Genomic DNA, 21,699 nt, shown 5'->3' with positions numbered 1-21,699 from the left:
AGACACCAATACTCACTGACTTGCACACCTCGGGCCAATTTTGTGGATTCGCTGGGTCATCGCGCCTTATCAACGCGATTTGGCCGCCGACTTCGGGGCACTAATCCGGGGCTGGAGTTGGCCGCTGAACGCCATCAGGGCCCGGCAGATGATGACCGCTTCTAAGCCGTGGCCCCCATCAACCTGAGGCGTGACGACCCTTCACGACGCCTTGGAGCGCCGGGTCTCGGCCACACGCGCTGCCAGCAGCCTCCAGGGCGTCCTTCAGAGACACGTTGAGACCCTGAGGTGGGCCCTGCTGGAGTCGCACCGGGCATCCGGCCTCTTGGACCTCAACGTCACCGAGGCCAACCTGCGTGAGGAGCCCGCTGACGTGGCCGGGCCCTACGTGAGCGGAACTCGCCGGAGATATCGACCCGCGTGGAGGGCACTAAACGTGTGCAAGTCGGGTCCGACGACAGCCCTTTGGTGGGTCCGCGCGAGAAAGTCAACCGGGTTACAAACCGAACACGATGCCTCGGTCGTCCGAGGGGTCCGCCCGCGTGCTCCGGGAGGGCGAGGTGAGCTGATGGCCGACTGGACGCGATGCCGGCCGAGGGCGTGCCGTCCTGGATCGCCGTCGATATCCGACGACAGCCCTTTGGTGGGTCCGCGCGAGAAAGTCAACCGGGTTACAAACCGAACACGATGCCTCGGTCGCTCGACCTCTTGAGTCGAGGGCGGTATCCGCCCGCCTTGACTCTTGAAGCAGGCGCTGAAACTATCATTGAAGGTGACTTGGGGATGGTACTTATGGGTGAAGTGTGCCGGGCTGGGAAGATGATGGAGCATTCCAGGAGGCAACGACCCTACAAACGGCAGGGTCTTCACCATTGAATCTCGCTAGACCCCGTCCTTGTTGGCATACTGAAATCTCCGCGCCCAATTCCTCGAGTTCTTCGCATACAGTCTCTGGGTCTAAGTAATTCCGGAAGTGAGTCTCGCCGAATACGTGCCCAGTCGTTGCGTCGGCCGGGGTGCGAAATTCTAGGAATAGAGATCCGCCTCCCGCGAGGAGGGATCGAACGATGGCGAACAGGACTCTTCGTTCGGTGTCCCCGATTGCATGTAGAAGAAATCTTGCATAACAGGCCAAGTTCTCGTTGCGGGCTTCGAGATGCCGAACAGTCGAGAGCGCTGCTGCAGAGTCGCGCAAGTCTAGGAAAACGAAGCTTGCCGAAACGCCAGAAGCGTCTCTCTCGTGGCGCGCTACTTGGAGTGCTGCAGAAGAGAAATCGAAACCGGTTACGGCGTAGCCGGCTTTTGCGAAGTAGATGGAGTCTCGGCCGGTGCCGCATCCAAAATCCAGGACACGATCTACGGATCCGAGTTGTTCGTTTGTCCACCGAGCGAATGGAGATTCAGATCTCAGTGTCTGAACTCTAGGGTTAGAAGAGTAGAAGGCGTCCCAGTAGGTCTGCGCCGACTCTGCCGCCACTGGATGACCGCCTCTTAGAATCCGAAGAACAAAATGGCTGAACCAATTAGCCCGACCCCGCCCAAGAGCCAGAGCAGTAGGCTGTACAGAAATAGGCTGTGGCCTCGGCCGAATGTGCGTCGTCGTATCCAAGCATCACGTTCATGGGCGTCGAGGGGAACTTCAGCGAGCCACGGATGCTCTGGATCGGTGGTGTTGCGCGCAGTAACCGCAGCAAAATAGAGCGCAGACACGTAAAGATAGTAGTATCGGCCAATGATGTTCACGCTCAAGGCAGCGACGGGGGCCATGAGCAGAAGAATGATCGCCCCAAGATTGATTACATGAATGCTTTGTGACTGATGCCCGTCCGTTCTTTGCAGGGCAAAGCCAAATACGGCGAAGACTGTTGTGATAACCCCAAGCATCAATGCGGCGGTCTGCTGCACATGTGTATGGAATAAACGTAGCGCATCGTACATTTCTTTTCGGGCCTCGGTCGCGGTTGAAGAAAGATCCCGCTGTGTCTGGTCTGTCACGGGAGTGATTATACGGGTGCCCTCGGTTCAGACGATCAATGCGTCCAAATCACGCCCAGGCCCTCTGGTCTCGATCTCGGTGGCGTTCGCCTCAGCGAGTCCACACGCGTCCAGCTGCTTTCGACAAGGTCGAGGGTGACGATGACGGTTGTGGGATGACCCTGCTGATCAAGTGCCCCTAACCTCGATCGTTCACCTGAGTTGGGTCACCGTTCGGCGATTCTTGCATCGGTAGGGGCCGTGACTTGCGGTGATGCCGTGGCTTGGTGCTTCGTTTAGGCACTAAGCGGGACTCTAGGATCGGGGCATGGCGTGGATTCGGCGGGTGCGGACGGCCTCGGGGGCTACCGCGGTGCAGATCGCTGAGTCGGTGGGTGGTCGACGTCGCATCGTGCGGCACGTGGGGTCGGCGCACGATGAGGCCGAGCTTGGGCTGCTGATGGCCCAGGCCAGCAAGCTGCTCCAGGACGATGCCCAGGGGCAGTTGGATCTGGGGCTGTCGCTGCCAGTTCCTTGGGCCGCGATGGTGCCGGCCCCGGCCGAGACGCTGTTCGGGGAGCAGGTCAAGGGCCCGGTGCGGCGCCCGGTGGTGGCCGCGCCTCGTGTGCTGCGAACGTCCTCGGCGTTGCTGTATGAGGCGTTGGCCGGGGTGTACACCGACCTGGGTTTCGACGTCCTGGACGATGAGGTGTTCCGCGACCTGGTCATCGCGCGGGTGGTGGAGCCGACCAGCCTGCTGGACGTGGACCGGGTGCTGGCAGACCTGGGTCGGACCGCGGCCAGCCTGTCGACGCGCAAGCGCACGTTGGGCCGATGCCAGGACGGGGCCTACCGCGACCAGGTCGCCAAACTGTGCTTCGAGCAGGCCCGGGCCAGCGGGGATGTGTCGTTGTGCCTGTACGACGTGACCACGCTGCACTTCGAAGCCGCTGAGGAAGATGCCCTGCGCAAGGTCGGCTACTCCAAGGAACGCCGGGTCGACCCGCAGATCATCGTCGGTCTGCTGGTCGACCGGCACGGTTTCCCGTTGGAGATCGGGTGCTGGGAGGGCAACAAGGCCGAGACGCACACGATCGTGCCGATCATCGAGGCCTTCGCCGCCCGGCACGAGATCGAGGACTTGGTCGTGGTCGCTGACGCCGGGATGCTGTCGGCTGCCAATTTGAAGGCCCTGGATCAGGCCGGGCACACCTTCATTCTCGGGTCCAAGACCACCAAGGCCCCGATCGACCTGGCCTCCCACTTCCGCTGGCACGGGGATGTGTTCACCGACGGCCAGGTCATCGACACCCTGACCCCCAAGGTCGGCAAGAACACCGACAACGACACCGCCAAGCGTCGCGAGCCGGTCTGGGACCCCGAGCAGCACCGCAACTCGTGGCGGGCGGTGTGGTCCTACTCGGCCAAGCGGTTCGCCCGGGACAACAAGACCCTCACCGCCCAGGAGAACCGGGCCCGGGCAGCGATCGAGGGGGACAAACCAGCCCGGACGCCCAGGTTCGTCAAGACACAGACCGACGGACTGGTCCTGGACGAAGCCGCGCTGGCCCGAGCCCGGCGGTTGGCAGGACTCAAAGGCCTGGTCACCAACATCCCGGCCACGGTGCTGCCCGCTGCCGAGGTGATCAGCTCCTATGCCGACCTGTGGCACGTGGAGCACTCCTTCAGGATGTCCAAGAGTGACCTGAGGGCCCGCCCACTGTTCGCCAGACGACGCGACTCCATCGAGGCGCACCTGACCATCGTGTTCACCGCCCTAGCCATCGGCCGCACCGTCCAGGACCGGACCGGCCTGTCGCTACGTCGAGTCCTGCGCCAACTCCGTCCGCTGCGTTCAGCAACGATCCAGGCCAACGGCGCTATCCAGACCCTGCCACCAGCCCTCGGCGACGACGAGCAGGCCGTCCTTGACGACCTCAAACAAGCCAGCTCAAGGCACTAAGCCGCTTGACCCAACTCAGGTTCACGGTGGGGGCGGCGACTTGTGCCGCAAATGAGCCAGAGTGCCTTCTGACTACGGGATCCGACACGCCAAAGACTCCGGCCTGGGCCGGTTCCCGTCCCGCGGGGATGGCCGCCACCGGCCAGTACCTGGAGCCGTACCGCTCGCCGCTGGGGCAGGTCGTCCTGTCGGTGCTCCTCTCGCTCTACGTCGTCGGTCTCGTGGTTATGCGACGGATGGCCCGGGTCAAGCCGCTGCCCCGACTGTTGGCGTCCGGAGACCCGTCATGACCGGCCTGCAGCTCGCCGCCCTCACAGGCCTGATGCTCGCCACCAGCGTCCTGTGCGCAGTGTGGTGGCTCGCTCCGACCGTGCCGGCGCTCGGTCCCGCGCTGGACCGGCTGACCGGCGTGCCGACAGCTCCGGCCCTCCTGGGCGGCGTGGACGCCCAGGATCGGGTGGGTGCGTGGGTCGCGCGTTGGGTGCCGAGGTGGGTGTGGATGACGCCGGTCAAGGAGCTGGCGCTGCTGCGCCGGACGGAGGCCAGCTTCTACGGCGAGAAGTTGATTCTCGCTGCCATCGGGCTGGTCGCACCGCCGCTGCTGTCGACGCTGTTCAACGTGTTCGGGTTGCGGTTCCCGATCGAGGTCCCGTTGATCGCGTCGCTGGTGGGCGCTGTCGGGCTGTTCCTGCTGCCCAACCTGGACATCCACGGCAAGGCGAAGTCGGCCAGGCTCGAGTTCAACCACGTGTTGACCGGCTTCATCGACCTGGTGGCCCTCGAACGTCGCGCTGGTTCCGGCCCCCGCCAGGCCCTGGAGAACGCGGCGCGCGTCGGCCGCGGCCAGTGGGTCTTCGACCGTCTGGCGGAGGGCTTCACCCAGTCCAGCGTCGACGGCCGCCCACCGTGGGACGTCCTCCGCGCGATGGGTGACGAACTGGCCCTGCCCGAGCTCGACGATCTGGCCAACATCATGGCGCTGGCCGAGCAGCAGACCATGCCCGTCTACCAGACCCTCCGGGAACACAACCGAGCGCTGCGAGTGGCGCTCCTGACCGACGAACAGGCCCGGGCGAACGCCGCCTCCGAGCGGCTCACCATCCCTGCGACCATGCTGGCGATCGTCTTCATCGCCATCCTGCTGGGGCCATCCCTGATGACCCTGATGAGCAACACCTGACCCCCAAAGGAAGAACCCCTTCAGGAGAGGAAACCCCACCATGATGGCTCAACCTGTACGTGGAGAGCCAGCTCATGCGCCGCGACCTCGAGTCGTGGCTCGCCAAGCAGCGCAAGCGGATGCTCGCCGAGGACGGCATGTCGGAGACCATCCAGAACGTGCTCTGGGCGATCTTCGCGATCGCGATCGTGGGGATCGTCGCCGCGATCATCCAGGCATACGTCGTTGGCAAGGCCAACGAGATCGGATAGCAGGCGGCGACGACCATGCGACGGTCCAGGACCAAGCAGTCGGCGAAGCGAGGGGAGCGCGGCTCGTCATCGATCGAGATGGTGATCGCGCTCCCGATCGTGCTCACCGTGCTGTTCCTGGCCGTCCAGGCCGGCACGTGGTTCCACGCCCGGTCGATCGCCCTGGCGTCCGCCCAGTCGGGCGCCCGTACGTCGGCGATGCTCAACTCCTCCCTCGAGGCGGGGTTGTCGAGCGCAAGGTCCTTCGCCGCCGACGTGGGAGGGACGACGCTGACCGGCGTGACCGTCACCGGCGACAGGACGGCGACCAGCACGACCGTGACGGTGACCGGCCACAGCGTCCGGCTCGTGCCGTTCATGGACGTGACCGTGTCCCAGTCGGCCACCCTGCCGGTCGAGAGGTACACGCGATGAAGCACCCAGTTCACGAATCCCGACGCTCCAGGCTCGGGATGCCCACGGCTCGGGGTTGGAGCAGCACCGATGAGCGCGGCTCGGCGGCGATCGAACTGGTGTTGTTGGTGCCGGGCCTGATGCTCCTGCTGTTGTTCGCGGTGGCCGGCGGGCGGGTGGCCATCGCCCACGGGAGCGTCCAGCAGGCAGCCGCGGACGCCGCACGCGCGGCGTCCATCGCCCGCACCGCGGGTGCCGCGCAGACCACAGCCGTGGCGGCAGCGCGCGCCACCCTCGCCAACCAGGGACTGACGTGTGCGCCTCGGTCACCGTCACCCTCGACACCTCCGGGTTCTCCAGGCCGGTGGGCACGGCCGCCAGTGTCGCGGCCTCGGTGAGTTGCACGGTGGAGTTGTCAGAGCTGGCCTTGCCCGGCCTGCCGGACCGGGTCGTCAGCGCTACGGTCACCAGTCCGCTTGATGTGTTCAGGGGGCGATGATGCGTCGTCACGATGAGCGAGGCTCGGTCACGGTGTGGGGCGTGCTGATCGCCCTGATCCTCACCCTCGTGATCGGCATCACCGTCGACCTCACCGGACAGGTCAACGCCCAACAGCGCGCGCACGACCTCGCCCAGCAGGCGGGACGGACGGCGGCGAACCAGGTTCAGGCCAGCCAGATCATGCGCGGCCAGTCCCCGCAGATCGACACCGCCGCCGCGCGGACGGCCGCAGCCGCCTACCTCCACGCCGCCTGCGTCGACGGCAGCGTGAGTATCACCGGACCGACCACCCTGTCGATGCACGTCACGATCGTCTACCAGCCGAAGTTCCTCGGAACCGCAGGCATCGGCCCCAAGACGGTCAGCGGCGACGCCACCATCCTGCTGTCGCGCGTCGTGAACGGAGCCCCCGATGAACCAACGACCTCGTCACCCTCGTCTGGTCGGTTTCGCCGCCTCCGTCGCGCTGCTGGCCCTGCTCGTGGGGCTGCCGGCCGTGCTGCTGGCCCTCGGACGGGGGCCGACGCCCTCCGGCCTGGACGGCTGGTGGGCGGCGCTCACCACGCCGGATGACGGCCACCTGACCATCCTGGTCCTCAAGGTCGCCGCGTGGATCGTCTGGGGTCTGCTGGCGACCACGATCATCACGGAAGCCGTCGCGGCGCTCCGAGGCCTGGAGGCACCCAGGCTGCCCGGGCTCCGGTGGTCCCAGGTGCCGGCCCGCCGGCTCGTAGCCGCAGCCCTGCTGTTGTTCATCACGGTGCCTGGGGCGGGGATCGAGACTGCGTCCGCGGTTCCGGACAGCCCGAACCCGGTGGCCTCGCCGACGGTAACGGCCGCATCCCAGCCGTCGAAGCCCGCCCGGCCCACGCCGAGCGCCGTGGCGCTCTCGGTGGACGCCGCCTCGCCCGTCACCCACACGGTCAAGCGTGGTGAGACCCTGTGGTCGATCGCCGAGCACCACCTGGGGTCGGGGTGCCGCTACCCCGAGATCCTGAAGCTCAACCACGAGCTCCTGCGGGGGAAGGCGCAGTTCCTCAGGCCGGGCTGGGTGCTCACCTTGCCCGCGGGCTCGCGGGCCGACGGCGTGCAGGCCACGGCATCGAACGACCACGATCACTCCCGCTACACCGTGGTCAAGGGGGACACGCTGAGCGAGATCGCCCAGGAGCACCTCGACGACGCCGACGCCTGGCCTCGGATCTTCGAGGCCTCTCGGGGGATTCCGCAGCCGGACGGCCGTCGCCTGACCGACCCGGACCTCATCCTCCCCGGCTGGCACGTACTCATCCCGGCCGCCTCGGAGGCGACGCCCGACCTGCCCACCTCCCCGGCTCCCGAACAGAGCGAGTCGACACCGCAGACCTCCCTGCCCACGCCGGCGAGCGCCGTCCCCTCCGCAACGGCCACGCCCACGCCGGCGGCCGAGACGTCGCCTGCAACTCCCGGATCGGCCGGCGCTGTTCCCGTCGTCCCGTCGAGCGCCCCGGCAACGCCCGCCCCGTCTGCCTCGGCGACCGTGGCCACGGACGTGAGCCACGACGAGAAGCCCGCGGGCGAGGCGTCCGACCGGGACGCCGAGGCGCCGCCCCCCTGGTTGTTGGTCGGGCTCACCGGTGCCGGCGGCGTCCTCGCCGCTGGGCTGCTGGCCGGGCTGCGCCAGCGCCGGCGGGCCCAATTCCGTGCCAGGCGGCCGGGGCGGACAATCCAGGCGCCGCGGCCTGAACTCGTTCCGGTGGAGAAGACCGTGATGACCGAGGGGCAGGCCGCGACGCCCACCCTGCTCGCCATCGACCACGCGCTCAGGCTGCTCGCCGTCTCCGGCGAGGACCGTCTCGCCCCACCGCAGCTCCTGGCTGTCCAGCTCCTGCCGGGCGAGGTGGCCGTGCAGCTGGTCGAGCCCAACACGCTGGCGCATCCGTGGCGCCCGGACGGTAATGATGACCGTCGATGGCTGCTGGCCACCGGTGCGCACGAACATGAGTCGACCGCTCGATCTGCCTACCCGCAGCTAGTCTCGGTTGGACTCGACGACGACGGCGCCACCTGGCTGGTCAACCTCGAACAGCTCGGCACGATCAGCCTCACCGGGGACCCCACCTACGCCGCCGACTTCGCCCGCTACGTGGCTGCCGAGATCGCCGTCAACCCGTGGGCACGCCAGGTCCAGCTCGACTGCATCGGGATCGCCAAGGAGGCCGAACCGCTCGACCCGGCGCGCATCCGCCACCACCGTCTCGAAGACCCCGCCGCACTGGACGCGGCGATCGCAGCGGCCGGGGCGACCGTCGACAAGTGCGCCGACCATGACGTGACCGCAGCCGCCGGCCGCGTCGACGACCTGGGCGGCGACGTGTGGGACAGCTGGCTCGTCCTGGTCAACGGGGTGTTGTCGAGCACCCCGCTCGATCAGCTGCTCGCACTCGTCGGGGAGCATCCCACGCGGACCGGCACCGCTGTCGTCATGGTCGCCGACACCGAGCCCGTCCGTGGCCTCGGCGTCCGACTGACCGGCCAGGGTCGGGTGATCATCCCGTCGCTCGGCCTCGACCTGATCGCCAACGGACTCACACCCGCCGAAGCCAAGGGCTGCGCGCTGCTCCTGGCCCACGCCGACCTGCTCGATGACGTCGAAATGCCGAGAGACGGCGACGACGGATGGCGTGAGTACGTGGACGCCGCCGGAGCGATCCGTGATGAACTCGTGCTGCCCCGAGGCACACACCCCGAGTCCGAGCCGGGTGCGACGGTGGTTCCGGCCCCGGACGCCGAGGTACTCGACGTGGCAGCGACCACCACAGACGACCTGCAGCAACTCGCTCCGCACGTGCCCGACAAGGTCCGGGCAGCTGTCGTGGGCGCCGACCCCGGTCTGGACGCCGACCTGGCGGCCTGGGCTGCGGGCACCCGACCGCACCTGCGGCTCCTTGGTCCCATCCAGGCGCGCACCGGTAGCACGGGCAAGCCCACCGCGGTCGCGAAGCGCAAGGCGTTCTACACCGAACTCCTGGCGTTCCTGGTGCTGCATCCCCAAGGCGTCACGATCGACCAGGTCGTCGATGCGTTCGGCTCCGACGCCACCCAGATGAGGGTCCACCTGTCCAAGGTTCGAAGCTGGCTCGGCGTCGACCCCACGACCGGCGGCAACTACCTGCCCGACGCCACGAAGTCCCCGGCCGGCATCGCCCGAGGCATGGGCATCTACCAGCTTGTCGGCGTCTTGGCCGACATCGACCTCTTCCGTCGGCTTCGCGCGCGCGGCCAGGCCCGCGGCCCCGAGGGCCTCGTCGACCTGCAAGCAGCGTTGGGGTTGGTCGCGGGAGAGCCCTTCACGGGCCAACGAGGGCGTGGCTGGGCGTGGCTGGCCGACGGTGTCCGCATCGATCAGCACATGGTGTGCGCTGTGGTGGACGTGGCTCACACGGTCACCATCGCGGCGTTGCACTCCGGCGATCTGGAGTTGGCCCGAACCGCCACCGACACTGGGCTGCTCGCCGCACCCTACGAGGACACGCCCCGCCTCGACCTCGCAGCCGTCCTTTCAGCCGAAGGCGACCGTCAAGCGGCAGAACGCATACTGCGCGACGACGTGTCCAACCGCACGGAGAATGGCGAGGCGCCCGACGACCTGCCTGCCCGCACTACTGATCTGGTTTCCCGCCCAGCGTGGCTGAAGAAGGGCCGCGTAGCATGATCACGCCAGCGAGTCTGCGGCCTCATTGACGAGAGTCGGGTGCGATCATGGCTGGGGACCACATTCCTTGGTTCAGGAGCTCGCGTGCTCTCGAGGCGGCACGGTAGACGTGTGAGGGGAGGAGGCCCTTGACAGCCACTGGCAACGAGAGATGCATGAGCGCTAGCGGCGCCGTGCAACGTGTCGGACATGGACGATGGCTGAGACGGGCAGGCTGATACAAGTGAGGGGGAGACAGGGTGGCCGAGCCGACGAAGCTTGTGCACTTCTTTGAGATCAGGCTGTTCCGGGCAGGGGGCAAGGACCGGGTTGCGGCGCTGGACTGGGCTGCGCGGTTGGATGCCCACCTCAAGGTCGACCCGAAGGCGCGGACGCTCACCCTTCCGTCCGGGGTGGACATCGTCGCTGCGGGGGTGGCCAACAGCGACAGGCAAGTGTCGCTCGGGCGGATCCTAAAGGGTGCGACGGGTCTCCAGAAGGGTTCGTGGACAACAGCTACCTTCTCCCCTGTTGAGCCCGAGAGCGCCGACGACTTCTTCACTCGCGTGACTTACGTCGAATTCGTGCAGGGCTGCAATGCGGTCGCGATGGTGGGCGGTGCGGGCGAGGTCCCCTCGAAGACCACAGTCGAGAGGCTGCTGAACGCGATGGATCCTCTCGAGATTGGCGCCTCATGGGTTCTGGAGCCGATCACGCAGCCGGGGCAGTTGGCCCAGGCGAAGTCGCGCAAGGCGTTCAAGACGGTCAGCTTGAGGACTTCGGTTCAGCCCGCGGGGCTCGACCAGCTCCCTCTAGACGACGGCTCGGTCGAGTCGTTGGATCAGACGCTGGCGCGTATGGCGTCATCCGTCGGCGGGCCGATCAGGGTGACACTGAAGGTGACCGTGGAGCGGCCGAGCGATCGCCCAGACGCATTGGCGCGCTTGAAGCAAATCCTGATGGGGTCGAAGGAGATCCTGGAGAACTCGAAGAGGCTGACGGTAGATGTCGACGACGAGTACGGAACAGCGATGTTCAACCTGATTGAACACAGGCTGACGGCCTCCATCCCTCTGCCGGAGGGAGAGGTGTCGGGGTCCACTCTCGAGGATGCCGTGCTTCTTGCGCTCGGAAATGTCTGCCGGGCCAACCAGAATGTGATCCAGGGCCTGACGGATCCGGCTCGCGGGGAGTAGGTCGTTCAAGCATCCAGGGGAGGTGACCTTGTAGTGAACCGCTCGATCGTGTGGTGGTGGGTGGCGCGTCCGGCTGCCGACCTTCCCCTCTTGGCAGCAAGTGCCTCCTTTGGGTGGTGGCTGGGGTCGCAACCAGCAGCGAGCAAGGTTGACTGGCAGGCACTCCTCGGGCTCGAGGCGACCATTATCGGCATTCTTGCTGCAATCATCACGTTCGCCTGTACGGCCCTGTACGGCGCGTCCGCGCATCGGCTTGTTGTTCTGCGGCGACGCCACGGCCAGCAGATCCGGCGGGGCTGGCTCGCGAGCATAGCTGTCTCCGTTGCCAGCGCGGTGGCGTGCCTCTTGGCGCTACCACTGAACGCCTTGGGAGTCTGGGTGCCGGCAGTCGCGCTGATCGCAGCTGGTGCTCTGGGCGCCGCAAGCGCGGCGACTGCTCGGTCGCTGCTGTGGCTGGGATTCGTCCTTCAGCAGCAGGACGTCGAAGCGTCGGTGGTCCACAGTGACGAACTCTCGACCTTGCGGCGTAGTTGAAGCCCGATCCAAGCGGGGATTGGGTGCGTGCGACCAGAGCCCCCGTGGGCGGCGCGGTCGACATCACCTTGCGCTGCATCGGTCGTGGCTGCCTGAGGAATGTCCAAGCGATGCGAGCCTCGGGCCCGGGCACAGTCCCCCAAAACCAGGGGCAAGCTACCCGGCGAGCCCTGCCGGCCGTCACCTCACCGGCCCGGAAGCGCCATCACACCCATCCCGCAGCCTCTGCGAGTCACATGCCCCAACTGGATACCCCGGTGGGTCAGCGGCTTGGACCGTCACTTGAGTTGATCATGCGTAGAGCAACCGGCCCGAGAGCCAGGACCTCCGGTGAGACCAATGTGTAGCGGCGCCTCCTGCGCTTCGGGCCGTACTCATCCTTCGATGAGGCTCGGGCGAAGACTTCCTCAACCTGCAGTAGTCCGGCCCTCTCCAGCTCACCTGCCGCTCTGCCCCAGGTGTCCTCGGACAGTCCATATTGGGCTTTGCGGCCGCCGGAAAGGGTAGCTGAATGAGTCTTGCTGCCGCCGGAAGCCTCTCTGAGGATCAAGTAGAGGGCCAGTGCGCGCCCGGACAGGGCGAGGAGGAACCCCTCCTGCCACAGGCTGATCGGCGCTTGAACGTAGCGCCCTCCGGCGGCCGAGACTGAGCCGTGATGTGTCACGCGGATATGCGGCGGTTTGCCCTTCCGCCGCGTCCGGACGATGAATCCATTCTCGTGAAGCCAGGTCATCGCTTCGTTGACTCTGCGGGCACCGTTGATGTCGGGATCCGGCAAGTCGAGCAGCCCAGCGAACCAGTGGGCAGCCGGAGGGTCGTCGAGCTCGAAGGGCGACTTCGTCGCCATCATCGCCAAGACAAGGTGCAGCTTGAGTCGGACTTCGCCGGCTCTGACGAGCTCAGCGAGCGGGGGGGCCACCCCATCGGCTTCAGCCCGCACGAAGCCGACCTGAAAACGCACAGACGTCTTCCTTCGCGACCGATCGACCAGCACGCGGAGTCTGCGCAGAGGCTCCGCCGGCAACTCTTGAGGCACCCTTCGTGCTCCTCTCCCCAAGCCGTTCACGTTCTCGGCGGGGTCGGCAGCCATCCAGGGTGTCCATGACATCCACGGGGTCCATGATGTCCTACTAGTGACTCCGCCAGGATTGCCTGGGTCTCCTTGCTAGCAAGGTGGCTCCATGTCCGCTGATTCCCATGCGGTCTCCCCGCCGGGCACCGACATCTTAGTCCGCCCGCACCCTGCTGGTCTCCAGCTGGATCGAGTGCGGAGCATGAGCCAGAGTGGAGGTGTTGGAAGCCCGGCACCGAAGGACGGTGCGGGACTCCCAAACCCCGAAGGAGGTGGTGCCGATGCGGCGAGGATTTCGACTGACTGTGAGCTGGACGCGAGGGTCAGTCTCAATCACGCTGGAGCCCTTGTAGGCACCGGGGTGGCGTGCGGTGAGGCACGCCACCCCCCATCTTCGCAAGCCCCGACAGATCGCACAACCGGGCCTGTCGCTGCGTCGAGGGTCGGGCTACCCCGACCCGACCCGCGGGCGACGAACCGATGCGGTCGGTCAGCAGCGACATGGCCAGCCTGCAGCGATCCTGCGGGTGCGCCGGACGTGGCGCGCGGAGCTGCTCTTTCGTTCTTGGCGTGGCACGCCAACGGGCTGCCCATTCGCGACGCCTCCGGGAGCCCGTCCCGCATTTCCACGCGAGGACTAGGTCGAGCCCGGAGATGTGATGTCTCGCTGGAGTTACGTGGGGCAACGCGCGCTTGACTACGGAAGTTGACGCCGACCTAGACATGAAGCCCGAGCCGCTGCGTCCGCGAGCCACGGACGACTACAAGAGTGACAACGTCCGATTGGTGGTCTTCCCGCGTACCCACGCGGAAGGACCACGGCAATGAACATCACCGAGATGTTGGGCTTGCAGGACGAGCGGATGGCGTCCGTCGCCACGGAACACTGGGCAGGATGGGTCGCCTTCGAGCCCCGGTTGGGGGTCGTCGATGACCCGGGTCGGCTGGACGCCTGGAGGCGAGCGGCCGATCCCGCGGTCGCCAACGACGTCCTGCTCGGCCTGGCCCGGCTGGCGGCCTTCGACGGCGCCGACGACAGGGACGCAGCGCTGGTGCTCGCGTGGCTCCTCCTCCCGACCGCCCTGCGCGTCCGCCGACGCTTGGGACTGACCGAAGATCGGGTGGACGAGGTGCTGGCCGCGCAGTTGTGGGTCGAGGTCCGCGGGCTGCCGTGGCGGCGTCCGCACTGGGTGGCCGCGAAGGTCGCCGGTCAGCTGCGTGAAGGGGTGCTACTGGACTGCGGGGCGCCCACGCACCACATGCCGCACCGGCTGTCGATGGTCTCGCTGGGCCCCGTCGACCCGGCCGACGATCGCCTCGTCGAGGCCGACGACCCGGCAGCCGAGTTGGCCGAGTTGCTCGCCTGGGCGTGCGCCGAGGACGTCATCACCGACGAGGACCGGGAACTGCTGATCAGTCTGGTCGAGGGCGCCAAGACCCTCCAGGCCGATGGCCATGCCCGCGAGGGCGGAGTGGCCGGCCTCTCGAGCCGTCAGCTCAGCGCCGTCGTGGCCCAGGAGTGGGGCGTGTGCGCCCGGACCGTGCGGCGTCGCACCGCTCGCTGCGTGGCGGCCCTCAGCGGAGCCGCCGGCGAGTACCTGAACGCCGTCGGCTGACTGTCCACCGATGACAGGCGCGGCCCGTTAGGGATGGCGGAGGTGATGCCGAGATGACCAGCACCCCGGCCGACGTGGCCGCCCTGTTGAAGATCGCGGCCATGGAGCCAGAGACCCTGGACGACCTGGACGGCTGTCTGGGCAGGCTCCGCGACGTGCAGAAGGCCAGACGAGAGCTGGCCAAGGTGCCCCCGGCCATGCTCTTGTCCGGACTGCTGGATCGGCGGCCTCGGGGCGGTGACCCGTCGTGACCGCGCACAGCGTTGCCGAACTGCGAGAGGCCTGGCGCGCGATCGAGGCGGGCGAGTTCGCCCCCGGGCCCCGGTCCGCGCCCACCGCCCGGAGCGCTGCGACCGTGTGGACGCCGGCGCCCGGTGAGCGGGTGGTCGCCGTCGTCGGCTGCGCCGGCGGAGTGGGGGCGTCCACGGTGGCGCTCGCGCTGGCCACCGCAGCCGCGATGCCGGCGCGAGTGGTGGAGTGCTGCCCTCCGATGGCGTCCGGCTTCTCTGCCGCAGCCAACGCCGAACTCGGGACCGAGGGCCCCTGGCGGCGCGGAAGCCGTGGCGACGTCCTCCTGGAGCGCCCCATCACCGGCGACGCGACCGTGCCGCTTCCGACCGAGTCAGCGGTCGAGTGGACGTTCGTGGACACCAACTGGACGACCGTGTCAGGCCCGGGCACCGGGTGGCTGGGGTCAGTGCTGCGCATGCTCGACGACATCGTCCTCGTCACGAATGCCACCGTGCCCGGGGTCCGCCGCCTGGAGTCCTGCGTCGAACTCCTCGGCCGGGACGCGTTCGGGGTGGTCGTGGGGCCCACGATCAAACGCTGGCCGCGTCCGGTCAAGGTCGCTGCGGCCGGGATACCCGCGCTCGTGCACCTGGCCGACTTTCCGCTCGACGTCGGTCATGCGTTCTCGACCGGTATCGGCGTCATGGCCGCCGTGGGCGGAACCGCCGCGGCCATGGGCGCCGATCAGACCAACCAGATGGGGGTCGGTCACAACAACTTCCCGCCCGACTACTCACGCCGCGGCGTCCGCGCCGCCTCCGGCCAGCAGGGCAACGGCGGTGGAGACGGTGCGCCGGACGATCCCACCAACCCCGACGATCCCACCGTCGACAACGCCACCAACGGCCTCGACGGCGGCGGCTGGGGAGGCCCACCCCCGGACGCCGCCCTCCAACGCCCCAGCGCTGCTGGCTCGCTGCCAGCGGCGCGGCCGCCGTCCGCGCCGATTGCCGGGGCTGGGTCGACGGGCGGCGGTGCTGTCAGCAGCGCCGAGGCGGCAGAGGTCGCCGAAGTGGCGGCCCTGTGATGGCCCTCTGGCGGAGGATCTGGGCGGGCAACGCGCTACACGATTGCGCCCAAGCTAGCTCAAGCTTGTAGACCGATATCCGAGAACGTGAATCAGTTCGGCTGCTGACTCACCAGCCGCTTCTATCAACCGCGAACGCTCGGGATCAACAGGTGGCACGCGGCCACCCGCAGTCGGTTCCCATTCCGGAAGAGCAGCGAGCCCTGGCGGCGTTCCCCTGCCGTCCCATCGGCACAACGCCCGACCCAGTTCAATAAGTGCCTCAGAGCTCGGCCAAAGCAGCGAGCGGGAAATCCTATGCAGCACGGTGGTGGACTGCTCGGGTGTGAGCCCGGCCAACAAAGGGAGGGTCGTAAGCCGTAGAGAGGCCCACCAGTTCGCGCTGATCTCGCTCGTCAAATCCTTAATGGCGGAGTCGAGGTTGAGCGAGAGATCAGCTTTCCCCTTGGCGTGAATCAGCTGATTCATGCCGGGGATCTCCTGCACATTGATGATGGCGTAGAGCGAATCGTTCGGGGGTGTGGTCACTCGCATCCGCTGAACCCAGTCGTCCTCGTCGAGGTGGCGAATCTCATCCACCGCGTCCAGAAGGAGCAGCCCCACCTCGTTCGCGGCGCTTGCATGACGTTCAGCTCGCCAAGCCTCTCTCGCCTCTTGCGCCTGTTTCGCGGCCAACTCGCGGTCGTGACGTAGTTGAATGACGAGCACCCAGCCCGCGCCTCCAAGCGCGAGCAGAGTCCCAACAAGCGAACCAGCAATGCCCTGCAGCAGACCCGCAGTCCACAAGGGTTCCTGCAAGGCGCCCACTACTCGATCCCACCACGTCATAGCTTGACCCCACTCTCCTCGCGCCAGCGTCATTTGCCACCAAGCGGGTGTCTGCAGGTCGCGAACATCGGCGAGTCTATGATCCGGTGAGCTCACGACACCGGCTCAAGACAACTCCAAGCGACTACCGCCGAAACTCGTGCACAACGCGATCATGGCCCGGCAGAAGTAGGGCGTGTCGGCGGCGGTTGATCCGAGTCGGAATCCCATCGGGCGTTCACACTTGGCAGGCTCACGCGCCGTTGTCCGGGTAGTGGCGGTACGAGATCTTGTTGTTCGAAGCTGTCCACCGGGCAGCGCCAGGGCCCGTTATGCGGGTAGGTGGCCTCGCGGCCACCGCACCGACAGGAGGCGCCGCATGGATGACTGGACCTACGCCTATCCCAATCCCGACGTTGACTCGCCCTCGTCGCAGCCGGTGCTGCTGGACGAGGTCTGGGGCACGGTCGAGGCCCGCCTCCGCGTCGCCCGCGCGGAGGCTGCGGCGCAGGCAGAGGCCGAACGCATCGCTGCGGACATCGAGCACGAGCGGGTCTGGGTCAGCGCGGATGACGGTCGCAACCCCCTGGACGTCCCACTGCCGTTCGCGACATCTCCCAGCGCCTCGCCGACCTTCTGAGCGCCGGAGGACTTCATGGCTGCGGTGTACGACGACTATGGCCCGGACCGGGTCGGCTTCTTCTTCGAGTTGACCGGCCCCCGGCTGGCGGCCCTGACCCTCGCGGTCATTCCTGTGTTCGTGGCCGCCAACCAGCAACGCTGGCTGCTCGCGGCCCAACTCGCCGGGCTCGCTGCCGTAGTGACCGTGCTGGTCGTCGTCCCCGTGCGCGGCCGCTCGGCCACCGGCTGGCTACTCGCCAGCCTCAGCTTCACCGTCGGGAAGGCATTCGGCTGGACGTCGTGGCGCAGCAAGGCCGCCACGGGAAAGGCCGAAGCCCTTGAGAACGCGGACCTGCCCGGCGTGATGACCGGCATCGAGGTCCACGACGGAGCCCCGAAAGGCCCGGCGCAGACCCGGTACGCCGTCATCCAGGACCACGGCCTGCGCACGTGGGCGATGACCGCCGCGATTCGGCACCCCGGCGTCGGCATGGCCGAGGGCGACCGCCGCGACCAGTACGGACGCGGCCTCACCGAACTCCTCGATGTGGCCGCGCGGGCGTCCCTGATCAGCGACGTGGTGTTCCTGGTCCGCACCGTCCCCGATGATGGCGCCGAACGCCAGCAGTGGATCGCGACGCATCGGCGTCCCGACGGCCCCGAACTGGCCCGCCGAATGAACGACGAACTCGCCACCGCCCTGACTCGCGCCGCGGTGCGCACCGAGGCGTTCGTCACGTTCGTGGTTCCCGAAGCACGCATCGCGAATCAGGCCCGCGAGTTCGGCGGCGGCCTGGAGGGACGCACCCGCGTCCTGTACGCGCTGGCTGACGAGATCGCCGCGATGCTGCGCGGCGGCATGGGCATGACCGACGTGACCTGGCTCACCTCGCCCCAGTTGGCGCTCGCGGTCCGCACCGGGTTCGCCCCCGCCGACCGGGCCGGGATCATCGATGCCCTCGCCGCCCACCAGACCGACCCGGCCGTATGCACCGAGGTGCCGTGGGCGATGGCCGGTCCCTCCGGCGCCGACACCACGATGCGGCACTACTCCCACGACGCCTGGAACTCGATCAGCTCCACCATCAAGCTGCCCGACCGGGGCGCCTGCCTCGGCGCCCTCGCGCCGGTGCTCACCCCGTCCGAGCCGGGGGAGCGGCGCAGCTACACGGTGGTGTTCCCGATCCTGCCGTTCAGCCGCGCCGACCGACAGACCGCCTCCGGCGAATGGGCCGCCGACATGGGCGAAGGGCTTCGCGGCCGCCTCCAGATCCGGCAACGCTCCCGTGACCGCGCCAACGTCACCCGCGCCCACCGCCTCGACGCGAAGCTCGCCTCCGGCCACGCCCTCACCCGCCCCTACGCGGTCGCGTGCGTCACCGTCGCCAAGACCATGCGCGTCGCCGAGTTCGGACGCCGCCTCGACGCATCCATCCGGCGCGCCGGCTTCGCCCCCCTACGCCTCGACCTGGCCCAGGACGCCGGCTTCGCCGCCGCCACCCTGCCCCTCGGCCTCGGGCTCACCCGGAAGGCCGACGAATGAGGACGCCGCCCCGCGGCCGGTCGACCGCCCAACTGCTCGCCGACTTCGGCCACGACCTGCCCACCAAACCCGAACCCGAACGGCCCGGCAAGGAGCCCTACCTGTTCCACCCGTCGCCCCGCCACGGCCAACGGCGTCCCGGTCGGGGTTGGAGCCCATCCCGCACCCCGGTCGTCCAGTACCGGATGACCAGCGACCAGGCGGCGGCGTGGTGGCCGTTCATCGCGAACCCGCCCCTGCCGCCCACCGGCGCGCAGATCGGCATCGACGAACTGTCCGGGTGACCGTCGCATCCACGCGAGCGATGTCCTGGCCTTTGAGCAGCAACGCGACCGTGGTCGCCGCGAACTGGCTGAGCGCTTCGCCAAGCAGCACGAGGCGCGCGCTGCTGTCATCGATGAGATCGCCGAACTGCTCTGAGCCCGGCGTGCCCTCACAGCGCTCGCCTGAATCGGCGAGGATGGGTGGGTGCACAGTTGTCGCGCCTGTTGAGTGAACTCCCGCATCTGCTGGTGTCCAAGGCGGCCTAATCGTTGTCTCACGCTTACTCTGTGCGGTGCGTGGTCTGCCCGCGGCACGCCAGTGGCCCGGACGCCCCGAGGGGCGTCCGGGCCACTCCATGTGCGGCCTAGGCGATGCGGGTGACCTGAGCGTGGCTCGGACGTTCGAGCAGCCCATCCTTCATCGCGCGAGCATCGGAGGCCCACTGCGGCTCGGCCTCGTCGTGCACCGGGTAGGTGAACACCTCGGCCATCTCAGGGGTCGAGTTCCGCCTGACCTCGCTGACGTAGGCGTGCACCCGCAGACGGCCCTGGCGGTGGGCCGCCTCGATGGCACTCAGGAACGCGTCGCAGAGACGCAGCGCGACGGCGTCCTGTTCGACGAGGTCCAGAGACGCGGCGGCGGCCCGGTTGCGCTCCTCGATGATCAGCTCGGTGTGCCGGGTGCGGATCATGTCCTCGATCAGGAGGTGTCCCGCCGCCATGCCGATGGCGATCAGCAGAAGCAGCGCCATGTACATCAGTGCCGTCAGGGGCTTTCCGGCCGAGGCCGAGACGGACGCCTGGGCAGCCGAACCTCCCCCGGAGACCGTGCTGTAGCTCGCCTTGTCGAAGTCGCCGACGACCAGGCCGAGGATGATCGCAACCAGGGCGATGAGCACGGCGATGCCGAGGGCGATCCTCCCTCCCCTCCGCCGAGCCAAGCCCGGCTGGTGCTCGGCCAGGAGCCGGCTCGCGAACAGGGCGCACCCGTTGAGCGCGATGGCCGTGGCGATGGCCGTCACCAACGCGGCATTGGAGTTGGCGCCCGTGAGGGGCATGGCCGCCTGGTGGCCGTAGACAACCTCGATGCACAGTGCCGCGATGAACACCAGCAGGAACACGGCGAGGTACACCCACATGGAACGCAGCACTCGTCGGGTCGTGACAGGAGCGGCTGCCACCTTCCCCAGGATGCCCGCCGCGTGCGCCGTGCGCACGGCCGCGAAGTGCTCGCCGAGCACCACCAGGGGCGTGCGCGCAGCCTCGATGACGAAGCCCGACGAGGCAGGCAGGACGCGCTGGGTCACGTGCTCGTCCGCACCAGGCCGGGCGGCGTCGTGGCCGCCCAGCCGGGTGTAGGCGTCGATCGCGGCGGGGTTGTCCACCACGATGGGCGGATCGGTCAACGACCGGGAGGGGTCGAACCGGTCCTCGACGGAGGTCAGGTGCGCCTGGAGCGCCGCGGAGTTGATCGTCGCGGTGTTGATCGTGGTCTCGGTCATGGTGCCCACCTCAGACCGTCACGAAGGACGCCGTGGCGCCCATCAGCTCGGTGTACATGCTGACGACCTGGCGGAGGCGTTCGACGGACCCGGCGTCGAGGCCGGTGCCGCGACCCACCCCGACGTAGGTGATCGTGGCGCCCGTGGCCAGTCGCGGTGCCAGCTCCGGGGGGATCTCGGCGACCAGGGCCGCGGGATCGGTCAGCCGGTCAGGCGTGCAGATCTCCGACTGCACCGAGTTCTCGCACCCGTCGCTCGCCACCGTGATCGTGGTCGCGTCTGGGTAGGCGCGAACGGCCTCCGCGATGCCGCCCCACAGTTCGGTGCGGCCGCGCGCATTGGTCTGGGCGCACGCGACCACGTCGGCGAAGCGGCCCGCGACCTCCGCGCGGTTCGCGTCGCGCACGCGCGCTTCCAGGGCGGGATTGGCCTGCTGCGGCATGGTGAAGACCACGTCGGTGCACGACGCGGTGACGTCGGAGTCGAGCGCCCGCAGCACGACACGACTGCCGACCGGCAGCTCGGCGACCGCCTGGGCGAGGCGCTGCTGCTGGGCAGCAAGCAGGTCGGTTGCGGCAGCCGAGCCGGTGGTGTCCACGATGAACATCGAGGTGGTCGGCGGCGTGACGGGCTCCGAAGGGCTGGCGCACGCGGCGCTCATGAGGACGGCGAGGCTGGCGATGGCGGTCAGGACGATGGTGCGGGTGGCCTTCTTGGTCATCAGGCCGCCCCCCTTTCATGGGTCTGGCTCGTGTGGTCGTCGGAGTCGGAAGCGAAGAGCCCGGGCAGGGCCGTGCGGACGCGGGTGAGGCCGATCTCAAAGACATCGACGGGAACCGCGACGTGGGGAACTGCGTAGGTCAGCCCGTACGCGAACCGGTGGTGGACACGGGTGAGCCGATCGATCTCGGCGATGGCGTCGTCGCCCGAAGCGGCGACGGCGGCAATGTGGCGAGCGTGGATCTCGGACAGCGACTCCACGCGCTCACGCGCCTGGAGCACCTTGACGGCCAAGTCCGCCTGTCGTGCGGCCGAGCGCGAGGCGGTGGCTTCATGGAGGTCGGGAATGGACGAGACGCCCCCGATCAATCCGCTGTCGAGGACCCGGGCGTGGGCGATCACGAACTCCACGTCGGGAGCGGCCTGCTCGATCGCTTCGACCTGGAGGTGGCGGATTCGCTGGGTGCACAGGCTCATCGCCCGAGCGAACCCGGCGGGAGCCTGCGAGGGGTTGAGGACGACATCGGGGATGTCCCGACGCGCCTCAAGGACACAGTCCGTCAGGATCTGGT

Annotated in this window: 22 protein-coding genes and 1 pseudogene; 16 read left to right on the top strand and 7 right to left on the bottom strand. The window is 68.0% G+C overall.

Annotation, left to right across the window (positions count from 1 at the left end; all coding sequences use genetic code 11):
* Positions 1–790: 790 nt before the first annotated feature.
* Positions 791–1,477, bottom strand: coding sequence for a bifunctional 2-polyprenyl-6-hydroxyphenol methylase/3-demethylubiquinol 3-O-methyltransferase UbiG (locus tag J4N02_RS17485; protein WP_188334841.1), 687 nt, complete (start codon positions 1,475–1,477; stop codon positions 791–793).
* 14 nt (positions 1,478–1,491) lie between these two features.
* Positions 1,492–1,995: a hypothetical protein gene (locus J4N02_RS14950; RefSeq protein WP_188334842.1), complete on the bottom strand. Its 504-nt coding sequence runs from the start codon at positions 1,993–1,995 to the stop codon at positions 1,492–1,494.
* Positions 1,996–2,302: 307 nt separating this feature from the next.
* Between J4N02_RS14950 and J4N02_RS14945 the strand changes: the two genes are divergently transcribed.
* The 10 genes and pseudogenes from J4N02_RS14945 to J4N02_RS14905 all read left to right on the top strand — a co-directional run bounded on the left by J4N02_RS14945 (position 2,303) and on the right by J4N02_RS14905 (position 11,665).
* A complete protein-coding gene (locus tag J4N02_RS14945; protein ID WP_208091004.1) occupies positions 2,303–3,937 on the top strand; it encodes an IS1634 family transposase in 1,635 nt (544 codons plus the stop codon).
* Positions 3,938–4,065: 128 nt separating this feature from the next.
* Complete coding sequence (locus J4N02_RS14940; protein ID WP_188334581.1) at positions 4,066–4,227, top strand: hypothetical protein; 162 nt, start codon at positions 4,066–4,068, stop codon at positions 4,225–4,227.
* Positions 4,224–5,117, top strand: a complete 894-nt coding sequence (locus J4N02_RS14935; protein ID WP_188334580.1) for a type II secretion system F family protein — start codon at positions 4,224–4,226, stop codon at positions 5,115–5,117. Before J4N02_RS14940 ends, J4N02_RS14935 begins: the two co-directional genes overlap by 4 nt.
* Positions 5,118–5,176: 59 nt before the next feature.
* Positions 5,177–5,368, top strand: a complete 192-nt coding sequence (locus J4N02_RS14930; protein ID WP_188334579.1) for a hypothetical protein — start codon at positions 5,177–5,179, stop codon at positions 5,366–5,368.
* Positions 5,369–5,383: 15 nt separating this feature from the next.
* Positions 5,384–5,782 (top strand): TadE family protein, encoded by a 399-nt coding sequence (locus J4N02_RS14925; protein ID WP_188334578.1) that lies wholly within the window; start codon positions 5,384–5,386, stop codon positions 5,780–5,782.
* Positions 5,779–6,159, top strand: coding sequence for a TadE/TadG family type IV pilus assembly protein (locus J4N02_RS17480; RefSeq protein WP_375539372.1), 381 nt, complete (start codon positions 5,779–5,781; stop codon positions 6,157–6,159). The genes J4N02_RS14925 and J4N02_RS17480 overlap by 4 nt, the downstream gene beginning before the upstream one ends.
* A gap of 97 nt (positions 6,160–6,256) precedes the next feature.
* Positions 6,257–6,409 (top strand): annotated as a pseudogene (locus J4N02_RS17475) (TadE/TadG family type IV pilus assembly protein); the annotation flags it as partial.
* 265 nt (positions 6,410–6,674) lie between these two features.
* A complete protein-coding gene (locus J4N02_RS14915; protein WP_188334577.1) occupies positions 6,675–9,956 on the top strand; it encodes a LysM peptidoglycan-binding domain-containing protein in 3,282 nt (1,093 codons plus the stop codon).
* Positions 9,957–10,195: 239 nt separating this feature from the next.
* On the top strand, positions 10,196–11,131 hold the full coding sequence (locus tag J4N02_RS14910) for a hypothetical protein (protein WP_188334576.1): 936 nt from the start codon (positions 10,196–10,198) through the stop codon (positions 11,129–11,131).
* A 33-nt stretch (positions 11,132–11,164) separates the two neighbouring features.
* Entirely contained in the window at positions 11,165–11,665 is a 501-nt protein-coding gene (locus J4N02_RS14905) for a hypothetical protein (protein WP_188334575.1), read from the top strand.
* Positions 11,666–11,927: 262 nt separating this feature from the next.
* Here J4N02_RS14905 and J4N02_RS14900 read toward each other — a convergent pair whose 3' ends face one another.
* Positions 11,928–12,626: a hypothetical protein gene (locus J4N02_RS14900; protein WP_188334574.1), complete on the bottom strand. Its 699-nt coding sequence runs from the start codon at positions 12,624–12,626 to the stop codon at positions 11,928–11,930.
* A gap of 935 nt (positions 12,627–13,561) precedes the next feature.
* On the opposite strand from J4N02_RS14900, the gene J4N02_RS14895 reads away from it, so the two are divergent.
* Genes J4N02_RS14895 through J4N02_RS14885 form a run of 3 tightly spaced genes read left to right on the top strand, consistent with a single transcriptional unit; the run spans position 13,562 to position 15,671 of the window.
* On the top strand, positions 13,562–14,353 hold the full coding sequence (locus J4N02_RS14895) for a hypothetical protein (RefSeq protein WP_188334573.1): 792 nt from the start codon (positions 13,562–13,564) through the stop codon (positions 14,351–14,353).
* 53 nt (positions 14,354–14,406) lie between these two features.
* Positions 14,407–14,604 carry a hypothetical protein gene (locus J4N02_RS14890; RefSeq protein ID WP_188334572.1) on the top strand — a complete coding sequence of 66 codons (198 nt, stop codon included), beginning with the start codon at positions 14,407–14,409 and terminating at the stop codon, positions 14,602–14,604.
* Entirely contained in the window at positions 14,601–15,671 is a 1,071-nt protein-coding gene (locus tag J4N02_RS14885; protein WP_188334571.1) for a hypothetical protein, read from the top strand. Before J4N02_RS14890 ends, J4N02_RS14885 begins: the two co-directional genes overlap by 4 nt.
* A gap of 54 nt (positions 15,672–15,725) precedes the next feature.
* Here J4N02_RS14885 and J4N02_RS14880 read toward each other — a convergent pair whose 3' ends face one another.
* Entirely contained in the window at positions 15,726–16,478 is a 753-nt protein-coding gene (locus J4N02_RS14880; protein ID WP_188334570.1) for a hypothetical protein, read from the bottom strand.
* A gap of 379 nt (positions 16,479–16,857) precedes the next feature.
* Here J4N02_RS14880 and J4N02_RS14875 point away from each other — a divergent pair, with 379 nt between their 5' ends.
* From J4N02_RS14875 to J4N02_RS14865, 3 genes are read left to right on the top strand one after another with little or no spacing between them, the layout of a single operon-like run.
* A complete protein-coding gene (locus J4N02_RS14875; RefSeq protein WP_188334569.1) occupies positions 16,858–17,118 on the top strand; it encodes a hypothetical protein in 261 nt (86 codons plus the stop codon).
* Between the two features lie 15 nt (positions 17,119–17,133).
* Complete coding sequence (locus J4N02_RS14870; RefSeq protein ID WP_188334568.1) at positions 17,134–18,642, top strand: SCO6880 family protein; 1,509 nt, start codon at positions 17,134–17,136, stop codon at positions 18,640–18,642.
* Positions 18,639–18,926, top strand: a complete 288-nt coding sequence (locus tag J4N02_RS14865; RefSeq protein WP_188334567.1) for a hypothetical protein — start codon at positions 18,639–18,641, stop codon at positions 18,924–18,926. The genes J4N02_RS14870 and J4N02_RS14865 overlap by 4 nt, the downstream gene beginning before the upstream one ends.
* 344 nt (positions 18,927–19,270) lie before the next feature.
* On the opposite strand, the gene J4N02_RS14860 is transcribed toward J4N02_RS14865, so the two are convergent.
* The 3 genes from J4N02_RS14860 to J4N02_RS14850 are packed head-to-tail and all read right to left on the bottom strand — an operon-like array spanning position 19,271 to position 21,604.
* Entirely contained in the window at positions 19,271–20,407 is a 1,137-nt protein-coding gene (locus J4N02_RS14860) for a hypothetical protein (RefSeq protein WP_188334566.1), read from the bottom strand.
* Between the two features lie 10 nt (positions 20,408–20,417).
* Entirely contained in the window at positions 20,418–21,128 is a 711-nt protein-coding gene (locus J4N02_RS14855; protein ID WP_188334565.1) for a hypothetical protein, read from the bottom strand.
* Positions 21,128–21,604 (bottom strand): hypothetical protein, encoded by a 477-nt coding sequence (locus tag J4N02_RS14850; RefSeq protein ID WP_208091002.1) that lies wholly within the window; start codon positions 21,602–21,604, stop codon positions 21,128–21,130. The genes J4N02_RS14855 and J4N02_RS14850 overlap by 1 nt, the downstream gene beginning before the upstream one ends.
* Positions 21,605–21,699: the final 95 nt, after the last annotated feature.

This window comes from Propioniciclava sp. MC1595 (assembly GCF_017569205.1).
Taxonomy (GTDB): Bacteria; Actinomycetota; Actinomycetes; order Propionibacteriales; family Propionibacteriaceae; genus Propioniciclava.
This window is presented reverse-complemented; position numbering and strand designations above follow the sequence as displayed.